The organism is Salmonella enterica subsp. enterica serovar Typhimurium str. LT2, assembly GCF_000006945.2.
Lineage (GTDB): Bacteria > Pseudomonadota > Gammaproteobacteria > Enterobacterales > Enterobacteriaceae > Salmonella > Salmonella enterica.
Window position 1 is genome coordinate 1,157,551 of the sequence record NC_003197.2, and the last position, 17,482, is coordinate 1,175,032.

Sequence of the window (17,482 nt, forward strand, 5' to 3'; positions counted from 1 at the left end):
GTATTCGTGTAGTGTGATTGCACATTTTGTAATCACTGTTTTCTTTTCCACCAGATACAAATATGAGGGAAACGAGGCATGAAGAGACAAAAACGAGATCGCCTGGAACGGGCACATCAACGTGGATATCAGGCCGGCATCGCCGGACGATCAAAAGAAATGTGTCCCTATCAGACGCTGAATCAACGGTCATACTGGTTGGGAGGTTGGCGACAAGCCATGGAGGACAGGGCGGTAATGGCCTGATTCTGTCTCTTTAGAAAAAGAAACCTCCGCAGTGCGGAGGTTTCGCCTTTATGGGCTTTGCAAGCATGATACCGATAGCGCGGAATATCAATTCAACACTTAGAACGCGGAAGTATCCTGGAACAAACCGACTTTCAAATCGTGTGCGGTATAGATCAGGCGACCATCCACCAGAACCTCACCGTCCGCCAGGCCCATGATCAGGCGACGGTTTACGATACGTTTGAAATGAATACGATAGGTGACTTTCCTGGCTGTCGGCAGAACCTGGCCGGTAAATTTCACTTCGCCCACGCCCAGAGCGCGGCCTTTGCCTTCGCCGCCCAACCAGCCCAGGTAGAATCCCACCAATTGCCACATAGCATCCAGACCCAGACAACCGGGCATCACCGGATCGCCGATAAAGTGGCATCCGAAGAACCATAGATCCGGATTGATATCCAGCTCGGCTTCGACATAGCCTTTGTCGAAATTGCCGCCCGTTTCGGTCATCTTAACGACGCGGTCCATCATCAGCATGTTCGGTGCAGGGAGTTGCGGCCCTTTAGCGCCAAACAGTTCACCACGACCAGAGGCAAGAAGGTCTTCTTTTGTATAGGATTCGCGTTTATCTACCATGTTTTATGTAAACCTTATTTTATTGAAGCACGCAGGATAGCTAACACGTGTACGCTGAACAAGTCCGATCAGTTCGGAATAAAAGCGTTCAGCCAACGTAATGGCCACGGGAAACGATGACGGCCTTCCTGTTGCGTCGCCTGCGCGATACGCTCCTGGATAGTCTGCATCAACGTCGTTTGACCTTCGCCATCCCACACCAGATTTAACAGTAGCGGTAAGGCGTCGGTCACGTCGTCTACCGCCCAGATAGTGAACTTCTCTTCTTTAACCGCTTGCAGCAGTTCAGATTTAAGACTGAGATGGCGGACATTGGCGGCAGGGATAATCACGCCCTGTTTACCGTTTAATTCCCGCTGCTCGCAGATGGCGAAGAAACCTTCAATTTTTTCGTTTAGCCCGCCCACCGGTTGCGCGCGACCAAACTGATCGACCGAGCCGGTAATCGCAATATTTTGATTCACTGGCACATTGGCCAGTGCGCTGATGAGCGCACATAATTCCGCCATTGAGGCGCTATCGCCATCCACTTCGCTGTAGGACTGCTCAAAGGTTAACGAGGCAGAGAAGGGAATTTGTTGCTCCAGCTGCAACTCCGACATCAGGAAGGCCTGCATAATCATCATTCCCTTAGCGTGGATATTTCCGCCAAGTTCGGCCTTGCGCTCAATATCATTAAATTCGCCATCGCCGATATGCACAACACAGCTAATTCGCGACGGTTCGCCAAAGGCGCGAGGATGCCCGGGAAACTCAATGACGGAAAGCGCATTGATTTGTCCAACGCGTTCGCCTTCGGTTTCAATCAGGATCTGCTCTTGCAGAATCTCATCCTGCATCCGTTCCGCCAGAAAGCCTTCTCGCCATTCGCGTCGGGCAAGCATCAGACTGAGCGCTTCTGCGCCGCAGGTATCGCCTTCGCATAAAGGCGATGCCTCCTTAAACTGGCGGGCTATCCACAGTGGGCAAAGAGGCAGCGTATCCTGTTCGCCGGTATAGCGCACAGCCTCGCGTATCAGAACGGGCCAGGCATCCGGTGCCGGGGGCGGCAAATTATCGCGTAAAGCGATACGCGTCACCCATTGACACCACAGGGTCATAGCTTCTGCGTCCGCTATCTGTAAATTGTCTTCAAATTCACTGTAGATAGCCTGTTCCGCGAGCTCCGGTTCCATCTCCTGAAAATCAGCCAGTGATTCACGTTCGCCAACCAGAATCACCTTCAGTTTGAGCGGCATTGATGGCACGGAGACCGGTAATGGACGCGACTCGTCAAAGGCCACCCAGTCAAAACGCTCGCGGCTAACGATGGCTTTCAGACGCATCCATAGTAACGGCTGCGCCAGAAGGGTTCGTAAGGAAATAATCAGCACGCCGCCGTTTGCCTGATGAACCAGTCCCGGCTGCAGGGTAATGTCGCCGTTATACTGCCGCAGGCAACCAAAGAGCTGTTCGGCTTCGACCCAGTCCGCGCTGACGACTTGTGTGACGGTGGCAAAGTTGTCTTGCGCATTCTGCGCGGCGCGGTAATGAACAGTATGCCCGGAAACGTCATAATGTCCGCCGGTTAATTGTCCGGCATCGGTTTGCAGAGCGCGGACGGCATCTGAAAGTAAAGTGAGATACTCTTGCTCTTCAGGCGCTTTAGTCAGCATAAAAGAGGATGATGCCCACGGCTGTATAAGTTGCTCAAGCGCAAATTGCAGTCGTGGCTGAGTATCACTGAGTAAGGTGTCGTTTTCGTCAGTCGCGTGTGGCTGTGCAAATATCTCCTGATAGCTTTCGCTATCCGGAACCAGATCACGCCATGCAAGTTTCGTAATGGTCAAAGTTGAGGTTTTTTAGTCTGTTGTAAAAGGGGGGATTATAGCCTAACCCGTCACGCTGCACACGCGGAAAGCGAATGCAAAGTAATATGAAGACGTGTAACCATTCACAGGTTCGAGATTCTTTTCTTCAGATGGCTAAAAAACTGATATTCTGATAACAGTTACACGGTAACATTGGGATCACAATGAAATATCAACAACTTGAAAATCTTGAAAGCGGTTGGAAATGGAAATATCTGGTGAAAAAGCACCGCGAAGGGGAGCTGATCACCCGCTACGTGGAAGCCAGTGCTGCCCAGGAAGCCGTCAATTTGTTGTTGGCCCTCGAAAATGAACCGGTGCGGGTAAATGTCTGGATAGACAGGCATATGAATCCTGCCTTGCTTAATCGGATGAAACAAACCATTCGGGCAAGACGCAAACGACACTTCAATGCGGAACATCAGCATACGCGCAAAAAATCTATCGATTTAGAGTTTATGGTCTGGCAGCGTCTGGCGGGCCTTGCGCAGCGACGCGGTAAAACATTATCCGAAACGATTGTGCAACTGATAGAAGACGCGGAGCATAAAGAGAAATATGCCACGCAAATGACCACGTTAAAGCAGGATTTACAGGCGTTATTAGGCAAGAAGTAACGCTGAAAGGCGTTGTCATCCAGACCAGAGCAAAAAACCCCGCGACGCGGGGTTTTTTATCAGACGGAAACTTAAGCCTGCGGCTGAGTTACCACGTCTTTAACGCCTTTAACTTCGATCTCTACGCGACGATCCGGAGCCAGGCAATCGATCAGGGCAGCGCGAGGTTTCACGTTGTCACAGGTGTTGCCGGTAACCGGGTTAGATTCGCCCATACCACGTGCGGAGATTTTGTCAGACGGAATACCTTTGGAGATCAGGTAATCAACAACAGACTGAGCACGTTTCTCGGACAGACCCTGGTTGTAAGCGTCAGAACCGATACGGTCAGTGAAGCCCAGAACGACAACGGAACCGTCTTTCGGATCCAGGTTGCTCAGCTGGCTGTACAGCTGATCCAGAGCCTGCTGGCCTTCCGGCTTCAGGGTAGATTTGTTGAAGTTGAACAGTACGTCAGACTTCAGAGTGAAGTGCTTGGTCTGTACTTCCGGAGCCGGAGCTGGTGCCGGAGCTACTACCGGAGCAGCTTCTTGCTGGCCGAAACGGTAGGAAACACCTACGCTCAGCAGGCCGTTGTCCGGACGGGTGCCGATGGTGTTGGCATCACCGATGTTGTTAGTCCACTGGTATTCCAGACGGGTTGCGATTTCAGGGGTGATAGCATACTCGATACCGCCCGCGAATACCGGGGAAACGCCGGTGTCGTGGTCTTTAGTAGACGGGCCGCCAGGGACGTTAGACTTGGTGTCTGCACGCCATACCATACCACCCAGACGGGTATAAACGTCCAGATCGTCAGTGATTGGATAACCCAGTTTAGCGGTCAACTGAACGCCCTGAGCTTTATAAGCGCCATTGATGTTGTCGCCTTTGTACGGCATACGGCCTAACCAGTCGTAGCCCATTTCAAAGCCAACATACGGGTTAACCTGGTAACCACCAAAAGCACCTGCGCCCAGTTGGTTTTCATGAGTCGGGCCATCATTGTGAATGAAGCCGGTGTCATGGTACTGAGACCAGCCCAGTTTAGCACCAGCGTACCAGGTGTTATCTTTCGGAGCGGCCTGCGCTACGGTAGCGAAACCAGCCAGTGCCACTGCAATCGCGATAGCTGTCTTTTTCATTTTTTGCGCCTCGTTATCATCCAAAATACGCCATGAATATCTCCAACGAGATAACACGGTTAAATCCTTCACCGGGGGATCTGCTCAATAGTTACTCTACCGATATCTACGGCTTATGCTGAGCACCCCTGGCGATGTAAAGTCTACAACGTAGTTGGAAACTTACAAGTGTGAACTCCGTCAGACATGTGAAAAAAACATGACGGATATACACATCATTTAACAGTTTCAGATGATAAATCGTACAGCAAAAATTGCGGAAACCGCTTCTGACAAGCGTTCTCGCAAAAAAAACGTTAGCACTCAAAGGAGATACGTTCGCGTAAAAAAAAGTCCAGGATAAATCCTAATTTTACTTAATGATACAAATTAGAGTGAATTTTTAGCCCGGAATGCTGTCTCCTGGGTAAAGCGTGCGCACGTACAGGGCGCATGATAAACCCTACCGCATTACCTACCTTCGCTGCTTCAACCAGGCTGGCATGTTCTTCTTCTGTCAGTTCTTCAGTCATCCAACCAATTACCACGCTGTAATTTCCTGTACGCAAAGCGCGGATCATCGACTCCAGCGTATGACGAGGCGCAAGCTGGCTAATTTGCATCACTTTCGTTAATGGCAAACCTGAAGACTGTACCCATTCACGGCTGAGCTTTTGCTGCGGCGTGAGCCAGAGCTGCCATCGTGATTGTTGGCCTAACTGACGGAGTAAAGGCAAAAGCAGGAGTTGCGCCATCATGGGCTGGTCTTCGTGGTAGACAACTTCACTGACCAGTCCTGCCGCGGCATTTTCCGTAGCGGTGCGCGCAGCGTTGTGGGTAGTGGTAGGAAATGACGAAGAACGATTTGCATAACCTGAAGTGTACATAATCAATCCAGCCCTGTGAGTTACTGTATATTCATACAGTACCCCTGTGGCGATGAAAGATCAACTCTATTTTCGGAAACTGTCTCGCAATTTTTATTCTTAGTGGCGTCAAAAATAAAAATCATCTTGCTCGCGGAGTATAAGTTGCCTATTTTCGTCATTAACGGATCCGTTACTGCAAATTATTCTTTTACTTTATGATTTAAAAGGAATTTTATGAGAGCACTCTCTTATGACAGGATCTATAAATCGCAAGAATATTTGGCCTCTTTGGGGACGATCCAGTATCGATCTTTATTCGGTAGCTATAGTCTGACCGTGGAGGATACCGTCTTTGCGATGGTGGCTAATGGCGAGCTTTATCTCCGCGCCTGTGAAGAAAGCGTACCCTACTGTGTGAAGCATCCTCCCGCCTGGCTCATGTTTATGAAATGTGGACGTCCCGTTATGCTCAACTATTACCGGGTGGATGAAAGCCTGTGGCGCGATCAGCAGCAGCTGGTGCGTTTATCGAAGTATTCTCTTGACGCGGCAATGAAGGAAAAACACAGCCGTATTTTACAGCACAGACTCAAAGATCTCCCCAATATGACCTTCCATCTGGAAACATTGCTCAATGAGTCAGGGATAAAGGACGAAAATATGTTACGCATACTGGGCGCGAAAATGTGCTGGCTAAGGTTGCGACAAAGCAATCCCTTGCTGACGGTGAAAGTTTTGTATGCCCTGGAAGGCGCAATTGTCGGCGTACATGAAGCGGCGCTCCCGGCGAGTCGTCGCCAGGAGCTTGCCGACTGGGCTCATTCGCTTACGGCTGGGTAATTAATGTAGAAATCGGCGGTGAAATTTGCCGTTGCAAGCGTCCAATCTCGGGCAGTAAGGCAATGAGCAAACCAATTTGTTGAACAACCAGAGGTTCTTTGCTGTCCGGACGTGTTTCCAGTGACTGAACTCGCTGCTTTAAACCCTCCAGCGCCTGGTGTACGCGCTGTTCGTCTTCAGGTTGATGATGAAGCGCATCATCAACGTAGCAGACCGCGTCATCCAGAAGCCCCAACACGTCCGGATTACTGAGCTTTTCGCGGTGCGCGCCGAGGGCGGAGATATAGCTGGTAAAAGTGTGATTGAGGCAAAGCAGCCTGAACGCCGCCTCCCGGGTTTCAGCCGTGACGTCGGGTTCGCTCGACATATTAGAAACCACGGATGCCAGTTCTGCATCGCGGTTGTGCGCGTCGCGTCTGGCAATGCGATAGGCCAGGCGGTTATCCCGTCCCTGGTGATATTGCTCAAGGATCGCATCAAGGTAGCGGCAATTAGCATCGGTGGCGCGCTGGAGTACCCGGGGAAGGTTGCGAAAGCGCCAGTCCGGCCAAATAAAGCTGACCGCAGCCCAGGCGATAGCGCAGCCAATTAACGTGTCGACGACGCGCGGTAACGCTACCTCGAAGCCTTCGCCCAGGAGGTTAAAGCAGAGTAATACCAGCAGGGTGATGAACATCGTCGCATGGGCATACTGCACATTACGGAATGCGAAGAAAAGCACGCCGGTAATCACCAGCAGAACTAACTGTCCTTCAAGCGAAGGAACAAACCATAAAATCGGCAGGCCGATAGCAACGCCTACCAACGTGCCGATAATCCTGAGCGCAAGGCGATGGCGGGTCGCGTTATAGTTAGGCTGGCAAACGAACAGGCTGGTGAGCAATATCCAGTACCCGTGGCGCATCCCGGTAATTTGGATGAGAGCATAACCGATGCACAATACCAGCGACATGCGTACCGCATGGCGAAAGAGAGCGGACTCCGGGGTAAAATTACGGCTCAGACGCAGCCAGATGTCGCTAAACCCGTGCAGGCTATCATCAGCCAACTGGTTTTCTGACTCATTGCGCGGCATTGCCTGGGCCTGCTCCGACTCGATCGTCGCTAGTTGCGCATCAATAGCGCGTAGGTTGGTTAATAAGAATCCAAGCGTATTCAGCAGCTCTAAAGAAGCGCCGCTGGCGCGCATACGTTCAAGCGCGGCGTCAATGTGGGTAAAGACGCGTTCAAAGCGCGGATCATGCTGGTACGGCGTACGCAGTAAGATACAGCGCGCCAGCTGCGTACAGGCCTGCGCCTGCATCGACATCAGACGCTGAAAGCGGAACATGACGTCGCTATGGCGAAAATAATCGCGCAGCGTCTGGTATTGAATATGCGAAGAACTGGCGCGTTCATGAATATCCTGCGCCACAAAATAGTAATGGAGGGTGCGGCGCGTACCGCGTTGACCGCGATCGCCGCGCAGGCGAGTCAACAACGACACTTTCGTTTGGTTCAGCGTCGCCATTAACTGCCCGTTCGCTAACGCTAAATCATAGAGCGGCGCCTGGCTTTCATCTTCAATATCAGGATCAAACAGACGTGATTTCAGTTCCAGATAGTGCGCTAACTGTTCGTAACTGCGTGCCAGATTATCCTGCAACGGACGGATCGGAAATAGCAGATGCCCGGTTAGCGTCAGTAGGTTATACCATACTGCGCCTGCCAGCAGGAGCAGTGGTTGCTGATACCAGTGATCGTATAAAGAGGTACCCAGCATCGTATAGATGGCAATGAGTAACGCGCCGAACGCGATGGTGGCATAGCGTTGCCCCAGTCCTCCCAACAGAATAAACCCGCTGGTGGATAACGTTAAGCCCAACGCAAATAGCCACGGCCAGGGAAAGAGCAGCTCCACAGAAGCCGACGCGATAAAAAAGCAAATTAAGGTAATGATTAAATTACGCAAGCGTCCGGCAAGGCGATCGTCGAGATCGGTTAGCGCCGCGGCAACCATACCGAGCGTGAGCGGGATGGTAAGTTTGACGTCGCCCAGCCACCAGGGCAGGGCGGTGGTGCCGCACAGAGCGATAAAAATGCGGATGTAATACAGCCAGGTACTGTTCCAGGTATAACGGCGAATCAACGGACTTAACATAAAGGCTATTTGTCCCGATCATTCAAAACGGCGGCGCGCGTTAGCTTCTCGCGCGGCGCGAGCGGTTTCTACAGAGACGACGCGGCGACCGACAGGCCAAAGCGCAATCGCGGCAATTTTAAAGTTCGCAATACCGACAGGTATCCCGATGATAGTGACACACTGCGCGATACCGGAGGCAATGTGCATCAGGCATAGCCACCAGCCGAAAAAAAGTAACCAGAAAATATTCAGCAAGGTACCGCCAGTATTCATTAATACGCTTTTTGCCGCCGGATTAAGTTCGTCAACGTGAATGGCTTCATTACCGTAAGGGAACAGGGACAGTTTGGTTATCTCCCAGCAGGAGCGGGTCAACGGCAGGGTAAAAATAAGCACAATACTGACCAGCGTCGCCAGCAGCCAGGCCAGCGTAGTGGCAAAGCCGCCCAGTACAAAGTTTAAAATATTCAGAACGGTACGCATAAACCCTCAGTTCATTCCGGTTTTCTATCACTGCGGGCAATTGTAACGTTTTTTTAGACTGGAGCACGTTTTCTCTGGCGGTTACACTGATAAGCACATCTTTACGTCTGGATTCGCTGAGTCATGGAACTGAAAGCAACTTCTCTTGGAAAACGTCTGGCGCAACACCCGTATGATCGTGCCGAGATCCTCAACGCTGGGGTGAAAGTGTCTGGCGACAGGCATGAATATCTTATTCCATTCAATCAGTTATTGGCGATTCACTGTAAGCGTGGGCTGGTATGGGGCGAGCTGGAGTTTGTCCTGCCGGAGGATAAAGTCGTGCGTTTGCACGGTACCGAGTGGTCGGAAACCCAGCAATTCCATCGCTATCTGGACGCGCACTGGCGTCGCTGGAGCCAGGAGATGAGTGATGTCGCCGCGCAGGCATTACAGGAGCAATGGGCGCGTATTAGTGAGCGAACGGGCGGAAACCAATGGCTTACCCGTGAACGCGTTCGGGGGCTGGAACACGAAATTCGCCAGACGTTTGCCGCCTTGCCGCTGCCGGTCTCACGTCTGGAGGAGTTTGCTCACTGTCGCGAGATATGGCGTAAGTGTCTGGCATGGTTACAGGATAGCGAGGGTAGTCGGCAGCAGCATAATCAGGCGTATGCTGATGCCATGCTGGAAGCGCATGCCGACTTTTTTACGCAGATAGAATCCTCTCCGCTTAATCCTTCCCAGGCCAGGGCGGTGGTTAACGGCGAATCATCGTTACTGGTACTGGCGGGCGCGGGAAGCGGTAAGACCTCGGTGCTGGTGGCGCGCGCGGGTTGGCTGTTGGCGCGCGGACAAGCCGATGCGGGGCAAATTCTTTTACTGGCGTTTGGTCGCAAGGCGGCAGAAGAGATGGATGAGCGTATCCGCGAGCGCTTACATACGGAAGAGATTACTGCCCGTACGTTCCATTCGCTGGCGCTGTATATTATTCAGCAAGGCAGTAAAAAAGCGCCGGTTGTCAGTAAGCTGGAAAGTGACGCCACCGCGCGGCATCAGCTATTTCTGCGCACCTGGCGTCAGCAGTGTAGCGAGAAAAAAGCGCAGGCCAAAGGCTGGCGTCAGTGGCTGGAAGAGGAGATGCAGTGGGTAGTGCCGGAAGGTAATTTCTGGGACGATGAGACATTGCAGCGGCGTCTGGCCCCTCGCCTGGATCGTTGGGTCAGTTTGATGCGTATGCACGGCGGCGCGCAGGCAGAAATGATCGCTGGCGCGCCAGAGGAGTGCCGCGAGCTGTTTGGCAAACGCATTAAGCTGATGGCGCCGCTGCTAAAGGCCTGGAAAAGCGCGTTGAAAGCGGAAAATGCCGTTGATTTCTCCGGGCTGATCCATCAGGCAATGGTGATCCTCGAAAAAGGGCGTTTTATCAGCCCGTGGAAGCATATTCTGGTCGATGAATTTCAGGATATTTCCCCGCAGCGGGCGGCGCTGTTAGAGGCGCTGCGCAAGCAGAATAGCCAGACTACGCTGTTTGCCGTTGGCGATGACTGGCAGGCGATTTACCGTTTTAGCGGGGCGCAGCTCTCCTTAACGACGGCGTTTCATCAGACGTTCGGCGAGGGCGAGCATTGCCACCTGGACACCACGTACCGCTTTAACAGTCGGATTGGCGATATTGCCAATCGCTTTGTACAGCAGAATCCGCACCAGCTTAAAAAACCGTTAAATAGTCTGACCCCAGGCGATAAAAAAGCGGTGACGTTATTGGATGAAAGCCAGTTGGACGCGTTACTGGATAAATTATCCGGCTATGCGAAGGAAGATGAACGTATCCTGGTGCTGGCGCGCTATCACCATCTGAAACCCGCGAGTCTACAAAAAGCGGCGACTCGCTGGCCGAAGTTACAGATAGACTTCATGACTATCCATGCCAGCAAAGGCCAACAGGCCGATTACGTGATTCTTGTCGGATTGCAGGAGGGTAACGACGGTTTCCCCGCCCCGGCGCGAGAATCCATTATGGAAAGTGCGCTTCTTCCTCAGGTTGAGGATTTTCCGGACGCTGAAGAGCGGCGTTTGTTATATGTGGCGTTGACGCGCGCGCGTGCGCGGGTCTGGCTGCTTTTTAATAAAGATAATCCCTCGCGCTTTGTGGAGGCGCTTAAACAGCTGGATGTGCCGGTGGCGAGGAAGCCCTAAAGCGCGGGCGGTACAGCATCCCGCCCGCGTAGCGTTTATTTCAGGCGCTCGGCCAGATAACGCGCATAATCCGGAATAAGAATATCTACAGCGTCATTAAAATGCGGGGACTGGATGATAAAGTCCGCCGTTGAGACGTTAGTGGCGACAGGGATATTCCATACGGTGGCCAGACGCAGTAGCGCTTTGACATCGGGGTCGTGCGGTACCGCGTTAAGCGGGTCCCAGAAGAAAATCAACACGTCGATTTTCCCTTCTGAAATGAGTGCGCCAACCTGCTGGTCGCCGCCCATCGGGCCGCTCAGCATCGCATTAACGTCCATACCGGTTGCGCGCTGGATCAGATTCCCCGTGGTGCCGGTTGCATAAAGAACGTGTTTTTCCAGCAACGGCTGATGGCGTTCCACCCAGTTCATTAACATCTGTTTGCAGTGGTCGTGAGCAACCAACGCGATATGTTTGCGCGTCGGCAAGGTGCGAGTCGTCAGTTCCATAATTCGATTCCGTAGTTAACCTGTCTACAGATTACTGGAAGCGCTTGATGCTGCAAGAGAAAGAGAAAAAAATTGCGCGCTGGGACAACTCATATCAAGAGGGCGGCTGTTTTTCCGCCCATTGCAGAAAATGATGGCGTGTCTGCGGGTCGGCCAGTCGGAACCAATATTTCAGCCGCTGTTCTGTCAGAGTTTGTGATTGCGGCGGTACGGTATCAAGCTCTGAGACGTCGGAAAGTAATGTGCTGTCGTCTGCCATCATCGTGGCGAACTGAGGAAGCGAGGCGCGTTTCGCCGATTTATTATAACGCTCGGTCTCTATTTCATAATCGACCACTTTAGCCGTAGAAGTAATGGCCAGAATATCGAGTTTTACCGGAATGGGCATGGCGTCGCCGTCCAAAAGCGCCAGACGCGGCGCCGCGTTAAAATGCGAGGCTTCGCGCTCGTTTTCCAGCCGCGGGAGCTGGAAATTGACCTGACTTATCAGTTGGGTATCGAAACTTATCACCAGCGGCGGAGAAATATAAAGCCGCTCTTCATTACCGGGCAGGCGGATGGTTTTTTCCACCCGGAAAACGAGTTGATGCGGCCCGTTTTCCAGTTCAATGCTCTCTGCGCCGCGTAATAAAGAGCTGGACACCTTTTTGCCGTCCAGCACCAGCAGATCAACCTCATTAGACAAACGGAGCGTTGTGGCAAAAACAGTCACCGGCAAACAGAGAGCAAGGAAGGTGGCTAGCGCGCCGGTTTTCATAAGGTTCTCCTGTCCAAAGGCCGTCTGGCTAATAATGTATCGAAATTTTTCTTAGATCATGTTTACTAACATATAGACATATTTTGGCGTTTTGCTCTCATACATCGGTATGGGATGAATGGTTGCTATGTCAGGTTTGTCGTACACTTTGCAAAACAGCCAGGAGAAAGATGATGAAAGAGACCGATATTGCTGATGTTTTGACGTCCACTCGCACTATCGCGCTGGTAGGTGCGAGCGATAAACCCGATCGTCCAAGTTATCGGGTAATGAAATACCTGCTTGAACAGGGCTACCATGTGATTCCGGTTGCGCCAAAAGTCGCGGGTAAGACATTGCTGGGGCAACAGGGGTATGCCACGCTGGCGGACATTCCCGAAAAAGTCGATATGGTGGATGTTTTTCGCAACTCTGAAGCTGCATGGGGCGTCGCGCAGGAAGCTATCGCCATCGGCGCAAAAACGCTATGGCTACAGCTTGGCGTGATCAACGAACAGGCGGCGGTGCTGGCGCGGGATGCAGGCATGACCGTGGTGATGGATCGCTGCCCGGCGATTGAGATCCCTCGCCTGGGGCTGGCGAAATAAAAGTTTAAATGGCCGGATATCGCTTTCCGGCCTTTTAAATACAATCAGTTACGTAGTCGCGGCGCCTGAAGCTGCTTGCGAATGGTACGCGCCAGTTCATCCATCGATGGCTGTTCTGGATGCTCGTCCCGCATTTCGCTTCGCAACTGGGCCTCGGCCAGATAAGTATGCACTGGCTGACCATCATCATCTTCCATTACCACGTGGTACCACGGAGCGGCGCGAAGTTCGTCGTTAACCGCCAGTTCATCAGGCGACGGCTCATCAAGCGAATATTCCGGGTCGATATCGACGACCACTCCGAGGTAACCTAACAGGGAATGGCGGACCTGTTGGCCGATACCGAATTTGCTGGCTATCATAGTCACCTCCCGGGAAATAGATACCCTTTATATGAGGATACTATTCCACTTTTCAAGTTACATGACGCGACAGGCAAACCCTTTCAGATACAGCCCTTCCGGGTAGGTGGCGATCACCGGGTGATCGGCGGCCTGACGGAACTGCTCTATAAATTGTACATCACGACCGGCATCTATTGCGGCATCGGCAATGATTTTCTGAAATAAATCGCTGGTCATCAGTCCGGAGCAAGAGAATGTCAGCAGTATGCCGCCCGGATTGAGCAGTTGAATCGCTAACATGTTAATGTCTTTATAGCCCCGGCAGGCGCCCATTAACTGGCTTTTATTTTCAACGAATTTGGGCGGGTCCATGATGATGACGTCGAATTTTTCGCCGTGTTCACGGTAAGCGCGCAGCAACTTAAACACGTCGTCGCGCACGAATTCGGCTTTGCTCAAGTCCAGTTGGTTCAGTTCAACGTTTTGCCTGGCGATATCCAGCGCATCCTGTGAGGTATCCACGCTGACAACCTGGCGACAACCGCCCATTAACGCCGACACGGCAAAACCGCCGGTATAAGAGAAGCAGTTCAGTACCCGCTGATTTTCCACGTAGCGGCGCGTCGCCAGACGACTGTCGCGCTGATCAAGATAATAACCGGTTTTGTGGCCGCCCTGGATATCGACCAGCAATTTCATACCGTGTTCTTCAATTGGCAAAAGCGCAGGCGGCAGTTCGCCAGTGACCGGACCTTGCGTCAGCGCCATCCCTTCTTTTTTCCGCACGGCGACGTCGCTGCGATCGTAAATAGCGCAATCCGGATAGCATGTTTGCAGCGCGCTAATTAATGCGGCGCGTTGATATTCGGCCCCGGCGCTGAGCAGTTGCAGCACCAAAAAATGACCAAAACGATCGATAGTGACGCCAGGCAGGCCATCGGACTCACCGGCGATCAGACGATAGCTATCCAGGCCGTCTTTTTTCGCCAGCCAGTCGCGCCACTGCTGCGCCTGGCGCAGGCGGCGGGTGAAAAACGCAATATCAATGGATTCTGCTTTATCAAATGTCCAGACGCGCGCGCGGATCTGGGAGGCTGGTGACCAGGCGCCGCGTGCTAACCACTTTCCCTGATGGTCGACGATATCGATAGTTTCACCGAGGTTGGCTTTGCCTTCCAGACGGGATACGGCGCCGGAAAAGACCCATGGGTGGCGGCGGAGTAAAGATTTTTCTCGCCCTTTGCTGAGGACTAAACGGGGATATTGCGGAAATGTAGATTCAGTCATGCGGAGTAACCTCTCACAAACAGTGACGCGAGCCGGATGATAGTTCCAGCCTGGGACCGTGAAAACGAAATGGCGCGTAGGGTAGCACAGATGAGAGGGGCAATCACCAGCGTATGGCGGTGAGCGTTTCTGCACAAAATAGAATCGTAAAGGCACAGTTTCTTCAGCGGACGCTTTTTATAGTGTTATTTCTTTACACGAAGAAGGAAATACAATGAAAACAGTCTTCTCTTTGACCGCAGCCGCAATGATGGCATTGAGTGGCGGCGTATCTGCCGCGTCGGCGTTTAGCCTCAGTAGCGCGGATATTCCGGCGGATTTTCGTTTAACGCAACAGCACGTCTTTAAAGGATTTGGTTGTAGCGGAGAAAATATTTCGCCGCAGCTGAGCTGGCGCAATCCGCCTGCCGGAACCAAAAGCTACGCTATTACCGTCTTCGATCCTGATGCGCCCACCGGAAGCGGCTGGTGGCACTGGACGATGGTGAATATTCCTGCGCAGATTCACGACCTGCCGACGGGGGCTGATAAAAAAACGTTACCCGCCGGAGTGGTGCAGGGACGTAATGATTTCGGTTATGCTGGCTTTGGCGGCGCCTGTCCGCCGCCGAGCGATAAGCCTCATCGCTATCAGTTTACTGTGTGGGCGCTGAATACGGCAACACTGCCGCTCGACAGTGAGTCAAGTGGCGCGTTGGTAGGGTTTATGCTGAACGCGCATGTGATTGCGAAAGCAAAATTCACGGCCACATACGGAAGATAAAACAGAGGACGGCACGGTGCAGGAGATGCATATTCGACATCAGGATCTTACGACGGCAGAGGTGCGTTCCAGTCATCTGCACCGTTTGCATCGTGTTACGCTTTTTTCCGCCGCTATCTGCCATATTACGCAGGGCAGTAAAGTCATCATTCAGGATGATAGCCGCCTTGTCGCCGGGCCTGGCGAGTTGATTATTATCCCGGCGAACACGCCGCTGGAGATTATTAATCAGCCTGCGCAGAACGGTTTTCGCTCCGACCTGTTATTACTTTCACCGGAGATTATTGCTCGCTTTAAAACGATGTACGTTCAGGATTATCCACCGGCAAACCTGACATCGCTGTGTACCCCGATGAGCCGTAGCCTGACATTTATGTGGGAGAACGTGTTGGATGCTGTGCGCCAGGGGTTGCCCGTTGGGCTACAGGAACATCAGGCGATGGGGTTACTGTTAGCGCTTTTACATGATGGCGCGGCGGGACCACTGCTTATTGAACGGCGTTACACCCTCACGGAGCAGGTGCGGCAACTGATTATGCTCTCGCCTGCTAAGCTATGGACAGCCCAGGAGATAGCCCGCCGTCTTGCTATGGGAACATCGACGTTGCGTCGGCGTTTGCAGCGTGAATCGCAGAGTTATCGACAAATTGTTGAAGAGGTGCGCATGTCCTGCGCACTTTCTCAACTGCAATCGACGACGCTGCCAATCGGCGAAATAGCGCTACGGTGCGGCTACCTGTCGGGGTCGCGATTTACGGCCAGATTCCGCCAGCATTATGGGTGTCTGCCCAGTCAGGTACGTTAAGTATGTCCTGTATGAGCCTCCACCGTTGATTATGAAAGGAGAACCATCATGTCGAACGTCTGCATTATCGCCTGGGTTTATGGTCGCGTTCAGGGAGTCGGGTTTCGCTATACCACGCAGCATGAGGCGCAGCGGCTGGGGTTAACCGGCTATGCGAAGAATATGGATGACGGAAGCGTAGAAGTGGTGGCCTGTGGCGACGCGGCGCAGGTGGAAAAACTCATCAAGTGGCTGAAAGAGGGCGGGCCGCGCTCTGCTCGTGTGGACAAAATCCTCACTGAACCGCACAGCCCTCGCGAGACGTTAACAGGCTTTAGTATTCGGTATTAAATACATTTTACCGGCTTGGGCAGACCGGCGATTTTGGTCGCTTGCTTTGCCGGGCCTTTCGGGAACAGACGATACAGATAGCGGCTATTGCCTTTTTCTTCGCCGAACTTATTCGCCATCGCTTTTACCAGCATTCGGATGGCGGGAGAGGTATTAAACTCCAGGTAAAATTCGCGCACGAAGCGCACGACTTCCCAGTGTTCCGCAGAGAGCTCAATGCCTTCATTGGCGGCGATAGCGACTGCCAGCGCTTCACTCCACTGCGTCGTCTCTTTCAGATAGCCTTCGCTATCAGTACTGATTTCTTTACCTTCAAAGATCAACATAACGTTTCACTGCGTAATCAACACGGACGGCAGTGTAGCAAAAAATAAAGCCCTGCATAAGCAGGGCTGGAAGAGGGGAATGTCGATTAGTCGCGGCTGGCGAAGCCCAGAATGCTGAGCAGGCTGACAAAGATGTTGTACAGCGAAACGTACAGACTGACGGTCGCACGAATATAGTTGGTTTCACCGCCGTGAATGATGTTACTGGTTTCATACAGGATAGCGCCCGAGGAAATCAGGATAAACACCGCGCTAATCGCCAGGTGCAATGCAGGCAGTTGCAGGAAAATATTCGCCACCATACCAATCAGCACGACGACGATCCCGGCCATTAACATACCGCCCAGGAAAGACATATCCTTACGGGTGGTCAGAACGTAAGCGGAGCAGCAGAAAAATACTAACGCGGTTCCACCCAGCGCCAGGCCAATGACATCGCCCATGCCTGCTGACAGATAGGCGTTAAGAATCGGGCCCAGGATATAGCCGAGGAAGCCGGTAAACGCAAAAGCAGACAGGATACCGACCGGCTTATTGGCGGTTTTATAGGTCAGGAACATCAGCCCATACATACCGACCAGCGTCAGAATCAGGCCGGGGGAGGGCAGCATCAGTACCGTACTGGCTGTCGCGGTAATTGCGGATAAAGCCAGCGTCAGGCTCAACAGAAAATAGGTGTTGCGCAGTACTTTGTGCGTACTCAGTAGCGAGCTACGATCACGCGATGATGTAATGATACGATCCATTAGTCACTCTCTTATGACAGATGTAATTAATAAAGGAGAATAATAAAAACAGTCACTGTCACCCAGTGGTTTTACCCATCTTTACGCATTCGTTTACGTTTAGTTTCCTTAAGAGAT

The 17,482-nt window shown here is 52.3% G+C and carries 20 protein-coding genes and 26 other annotated features; of the genes, 8 read left to right on the forward strand and 12 right to left on the reverse strand.

Annotated features, from left to right (window positions below; genetic code table 11):
* Positions 1–64 precede the first annotated feature (64 nt).
* Positions 65–70, forward strand: a ribosome-binding site (putative RBS for rmf; RegulonDB:STMS1H001343).
* Positions 65–246, forward strand: a protein-coding gene (gene rmf, locus STM1066) for a ribosome modulation factor (involved in dimerization of 70S ribosomes) (RefSeq protein NP_460040.1). Within the gene, positions 79–246 belong to an annotated coding region; the region does not span the whole gene. (Overlaps the previous feature by 6 nt.)
* Positions 247–345: 99 nt before the next feature.
* Here the strand turns inward: rmf and fabA are convergent.
* Together fabA and lonH are read right to left on the reverse strand one after the other, a co-directional pair.
* The gene (gene fabA, locus STM1067) for a beta-hydroxydecanoyl thioester dehydrase (RefSeq protein ID NP_460041.1) occupies positions 346–929 on the reverse strand. Within the gene, positions 346–864 belong to an annotated coding region; the region does not span the whole gene.
* Positions 875–880, reverse strand: a ribosome-binding site (putative RBS for fabA; RegulonDB:STMS1H001344). (Overlaps the previous gene by 6 nt.)
* Positions 905–913, reverse strand: a -10 signal (putative -10_signal for fabA; RegulonDB:STMLTH004466).
* Positions 918–936 (reverse strand) — a protein binding site (putative binding site for FadR, RegulonDB: STMS1H000179).
* Positions 921–929: a -35 signal (putative -35_signal for fabA; RegulonDB:STMLTH004466), on the reverse strand. Its footprint overlaps the feature before it by 9 nt.
* Positions 933–2,693 carry a putative protease gene (gene lonH, locus STM1068; RefSeq protein NP_460042.1) on the reverse strand — a complete coding sequence of 587 codons (1,761 nt, stop codon included), beginning with the start codon at positions 2,691–2,693 and terminating at the stop codon, positions 933–935.
* A 165-nt stretch (positions 2,694–2,858) precedes the next feature.
* Positions 2,859–2,864 (forward strand) — a ribosome-binding site (putative RBS for ycbG; RegulonDB:STMS1H001345).
* On the opposite strand from lonH, the gene ycbG reads away from it, so the two are divergent.
* The gene (gene ycbG / locus STM1069) for a putative cytoplasmic protein (protein ID NP_460043.1) occupies positions 2,859–3,331 on the forward strand. Within the gene, positions 2,879–3,331 belong to an annotated coding region; the region does not span the whole gene. (Overlaps the previous feature by 6 nt.)
* 71 nt (positions 3,332–3,402) lie before the next feature.
* Here ycbG and ompA read toward each other — a convergent pair.
* Both ompA and sulA read right to left on the reverse strand, forming a co-directional pair.
* Positions 3,403–4,583 (reverse strand): putative membrane component hydrogenase gene (gene ompA, locus STM1070; protein ID NP_460044.1). Within the gene, positions 3,403–4,455 belong to an annotated coding region; the region does not span the whole gene.
* Positions 4,462–4,467 (reverse strand) — a ribosome-binding site (putative RBS for ompA; RegulonDB:STMS1H001346). It overlaps the preceding gene by 6 nt.
* Positions 4,556–4,564, reverse strand: a -10 signal (putative -10_signal for ompA; RegulonDB:STMLTH004467).
* Positions 4,575–4,583, reverse strand: a -35 signal (putative -35_signal for ompA; RegulonDB:STMLTH004467).
* 36 nt (positions 4,584–4,619) lie before the next feature.
* Positions 4,620–4,640 (reverse strand) — a protein binding site (putative binding site for CRP, RegulonDB: STMS1H000091).
* 171 nt (positions 4,641–4,811) lie between these two features.
* Positions 4,812–5,467 (reverse strand): suppressor of lon gene (gene sulA / locus STM1071; RefSeq protein NP_460045.1). Within the gene, positions 4,812–5,321 belong to an annotated coding region; the region does not span the whole gene.
* Positions 5,327–5,332: a ribosome-binding site (putative RBS for sulA; RegulonDB:STMS1H001347), on the reverse strand. (Overlaps the previous gene by 6 nt.)
* Positions 5,340–5,362: a protein binding site (putative binding site for LexA, RegulonDB: STMS1H000248), on the reverse strand.
* Positions 5,440–5,448: a -10 signal (putative -10_signal for sulA; RegulonDB:STMLTH004468), on the reverse strand.
* Positions 5,459–5,467 (reverse strand) — a -35 signal (putative -35_signal for sulA; RegulonDB:STMLTH004468).
* Positions 5,468–5,527: 60 nt before the next feature.
* Positions 5,528–5,533, forward strand: a ribosome-binding site (putative RBS for yccR; RegulonDB:STMS1H001348).
* Here sulA and yccR point away from each other — a divergent pair.
* The gene (gene yccR, locus STM1072; RefSeq protein NP_460046.1) for a putative DNA transformation protein occupies positions 5,528–6,143 on the forward strand. Within the gene, positions 5,538–6,143 belong to an annotated coding region; the region does not span the whole gene. It overlaps the preceding feature by 6 nt.
* On the opposite strand, the gene yccS is transcribed toward yccR, so the two are convergent.
* Together yccS and yccF are read right to left on the reverse strand one after the other, a co-directional pair.
* On the reverse strand, positions 6,130–8,283 hold the full coding sequence (gene yccS, locus STM1073; protein NP_460047.1) for a putative efflux (PET) family transporter: 2,154 nt from the start codon (positions 8,281–8,283) through the stop codon (positions 6,130–6,132). The two genes, yccR and yccS, sit on opposite strands and share 14 nt — an antisense overlap.
* 18 nt (positions 8,284–8,301) lie before the next feature.
* The gene (yccF, locus tag STM1074; protein NP_460048.1) for a putative inner membrane protein occupies positions 8,302–8,768 on the reverse strand. Within the gene, positions 8,302–8,748 belong to an annotated coding region; the region does not span the whole gene.
* Positions 8,763–8,768, reverse strand: a ribosome-binding site (putative RBS for yccF; RegulonDB:STMS1H001349). Its footprint overlaps the gene before it by 6 nt.
* Before the next feature lie 87 nt (positions 8,769–8,855).
* Positions 8,856–8,861, forward strand: a ribosome-binding site (putative RBS for helD; RegulonDB:STMS1H001350).
* Between yccF and helD the strand changes: the two genes are divergently transcribed.
* Positions 8,856–10,926, forward strand: a protein-coding gene (helD, locus tag STM1075; protein NP_460049.1) for a DNA helicase IV. Within the gene, positions 8,872–10,926 belong to an annotated coding region; the region does not span the whole gene. It overlaps the preceding feature by 6 nt.
* A 35-nt stretch (positions 10,927–10,961) precedes the next feature.
* Here helD and mgsA read toward each other — a convergent pair.
* The gene (gene mgsA / locus STM1076) for a methylglyoxal synthase (protein ID NP_460050.1) occupies positions 10,962–11,433 on the reverse strand. Within the gene, positions 10,962–11,420 belong to an annotated coding region; the region does not span the whole gene.
* Positions 11,428–11,433 (reverse strand) — a ribosome-binding site (putative RBS for mgsA; RegulonDB:STMS1H001351). It overlaps the preceding gene by 6 nt.
* An 81-nt stretch (positions 11,434–11,514) precedes the next feature.
* Positions 11,515–12,189, reverse strand: a protein-coding gene (gene yccT / locus STM1077) for a putative periplasmic protein (protein ID NP_460051.1). Within the gene, positions 11,515–12,177 belong to an annotated coding region; the region does not span the whole gene.
* Positions 12,184–12,189: a ribosome-binding site (putative RBS for yccT; RegulonDB:STMS1H001352), on the reverse strand. It overlaps the preceding gene by 6 nt.
* A 148-nt stretch (positions 12,190–12,337) precedes the next feature.
* Positions 12,338–12,343: a ribosome-binding site (putative RBS for STM1078; RegulonDB:STMS1H001353), on the forward strand.
* Between yccT and STM1078 the strand changes: the two genes are divergently transcribed.
* Positions 12,338–12,764 (forward strand): putative cytoplasmic protein gene (locus STM1078; protein ID NP_460052.1). Within the gene, positions 12,348–12,764 belong to an annotated coding region; the region does not span the whole gene. (Overlaps the previous feature by 6 nt.)
* Before the next feature lie 44 nt (positions 12,765–12,808).
* On the opposite strand, the gene yccV is transcribed toward STM1078, so the two are convergent.
* Both yccV and yccW read right to left on the reverse strand, forming a co-directional pair.
* The gene (gene yccV / locus STM1079; RefSeq protein ID NP_460053.1) for a putative inner membrane protein occupies positions 12,809–13,135 on the reverse strand. Within the gene, positions 12,809–13,126 belong to an annotated coding region; the region does not span the whole gene.
* Positions 13,130–13,135 (reverse strand) — a ribosome-binding site (putative RBS for yccV; RegulonDB:STMS1H001354). Its footprint overlaps the gene before it by 6 nt.
* A gap of 48 nt (positions 13,136–13,183) precedes the next feature.
* Positions 13,184–14,408, reverse strand: a protein-coding gene (yccW, locus tag STM1080) for a putative SAM-dependent methyltransferase (protein NP_460054.1). Within the gene, positions 13,184–14,395 belong to an annotated coding region; the region does not span the whole gene.
* Positions 14,403–14,408: a ribosome-binding site (putative RBS for yccW; RegulonDB:STMS1H001355), on the reverse strand. It overlaps the preceding gene by 6 nt.
* A gap of 190 nt (positions 14,409–14,598) precedes the next feature.
* Positions 14,599–14,604 (forward strand) — a ribosome-binding site (putative RBS for STM1081; RegulonDB:STMS1H001356).
* On the opposite strand from yccW, the gene STM1081 reads away from it, so the two are divergent.
* The 3 genes from STM1081 to yccX all read left to right on the forward strand — a co-directional run bounded on the left by STM1081 (position 14,599) and on the right by yccX (position 16,293).
* The gene (locus STM1081) for a putative outer membrane protein (RefSeq protein ID NP_460055.1) occupies positions 14,599–15,158 on the forward strand. Within the gene, positions 14,610–15,158 belong to an annotated coding region; the region does not span the whole gene. (Overlaps the previous feature by 6 nt.)
* Before the next feature lie 19 nt (positions 15,159–15,177).
* Positions 15,178–15,183, forward strand: a ribosome-binding site (putative RBS for STM1082; RegulonDB:STMS1H001357).
* Positions 15,178–15,963, forward strand: a protein-coding gene (locus STM1082; RefSeq protein NP_460056.1) for an AraC family bacterial regulatory protein. Within the gene, positions 15,184–15,963 belong to an annotated coding region; the region does not span the whole gene. (Overlaps the previous feature by 6 nt.)
* A gap of 35 nt (positions 15,964–15,998) precedes the next feature.
* Positions 15,999–16,004 (forward strand) — a ribosome-binding site (putative RBS for yccX; RegulonDB:STMS1H001358).
* The gene (gene yccX, locus STM1083) for a putative phosphohydrolase (protein NP_460057.1) occupies positions 15,999–16,293 on the forward strand. Within the gene, positions 16,012–16,293 belong to an annotated coding region; the region does not span the whole gene. It overlaps the preceding feature by 6 nt.
* On the opposite strand, the gene yccK is transcribed toward yccX, so the two are convergent.
* Positions 16,290–16,629 (reverse strand): putative sulfite reductase, gamma subunit gene (gene yccK, locus STM1084; protein ID NP_460058.1). Within the gene, positions 16,290–16,619 belong to an annotated coding region; the region does not span the whole gene. The genes yccX and yccK overlap by 4 nt on opposite strands.
* Positions 16,624–16,629: a ribosome-binding site (putative RBS for yccK; RegulonDB:STMS1H001359), on the reverse strand. (Overlaps the previous gene by 6 nt.)
* A 76-nt stretch (positions 16,630–16,705) precedes the next feature.
* Positions 16,706–17,365, reverse strand: a complete 660-nt coding sequence (gene yccA / locus STM1085) for a putative TEGT family carrier (RefSeq protein NP_460059.1) — start codon at positions 17,363–17,365, stop codon at positions 16,706–16,708.
* Positions 17,366–17,482: the final 117 nt, after the last annotated feature.

Coding starts and splice junctions, on each gene's coding strand:
- rmf (NP_460040.1), top strand. CDS start 79: ATGAAGAGACAAAAACGAGATCGCCTGGAACGGGCACATCAACGTGGA.
- fabA (NP_460041.1), bottom strand. CDS start 864: ATGGTAGATAAACGCGAATCCTATACAAAAGAAGACCTTCTTGCCTCT.
- ycbG (NP_460043.1), top strand. CDS start 2,879: ATGAAATATCAACAACTTGAAAATCTTGAAAGCGGTTGGAAATGGAAA.
- ompA (NP_460044.1), bottom strand. CDS start 4,455: ATGAAAAAGACAGCTATCGCGATTGCAGTGGCACTGGCTGGTTTCGCT.
- sulA (NP_460045.1), bottom strand. CDS start 5,321: ATGTACACTTCAGGTTATGCAAATCGTTCTTCGTCATTTCCTACCACT.
- yccR (NP_460046.1), top strand. CDS start 5,538: ATGAGAGCACTCTCTTATGACAGGATCTATAAATCGCAAGAATATTTG.
- yccS (NP_460047.1), bottom strand. CDS start 8,283: ATGTTAAGTCCGTTGATTCGCCGTTATACCTGGAACAGTACCTGGCTG.
- yccF (NP_460048.1), bottom strand. CDS start 8,748: ATGCGTACCGTTCTGAATATTTTAAACTTTGTACTGGGCGGCTTTGCC.
- helD (NP_460049.1), top strand. CDS start 8,872: ATGGAACTGAAAGCAACTTCTCTTGGAAAACGTCTGGCGCAACACCCG.
- mgsA (NP_460050.1), bottom strand. CDS start 11,420: ATGGAACTGACGACTCGCACCTTGCCGACGCGCAAACATATCGCGTTG.
- yccT (NP_460051.1), bottom strand. CDS start 12,177: ATGAAAACCGGCGCGCTAGCCACCTTCCTTGCTCTCTGTTTGCCGGTG.
- STM1078 (NP_460052.1), top strand. CDS start 12,348: ATGATGAAAGAGACCGATATTGCTGATGTTTTGACGTCCACTCGCACT.
- yccV (NP_460053.1), bottom strand. CDS start 13,126: ATGATAGCCAGCAAATTCGGTATCGGCCAACAGGTCCGCCATTCCCTG.
- yccW (NP_460054.1), bottom strand. CDS start 14,395: ATGACTGAATCTACATTTCCGCAATATCCCCGTTTAGTCCTCAGCAAA.
- STM1081 (NP_460055.1), top strand. CDS start 14,610: ATGAAAACAGTCTTCTCTTTGACCGCAGCCGCAATGATGGCATTGAGT.
- STM1082 (NP_460056.1), top strand. CDS start 15,184: ATGCATATTCGACATCAGGATCTTACGACGGCAGAGGTGCGTTCCAGT.
- yccX (NP_460057.1), top strand. CDS start 16,012: ATGTCGAACGTCTGCATTATCGCCTGGGTTTATGGTCGCGTTCAGGGA.
- yccK (NP_460058.1), bottom strand. CDS start 16,619: ATGTTGATCTTTGAAGGTAAAGAAATCAGTACTGATAGCGAAGGCTAT.
- yccA (NP_460059.1), bottom strand. CDS start 17,365: ATGGATCGTATCATTACATCATCGCGTGATCGTAGCTCGCTACTGAGT.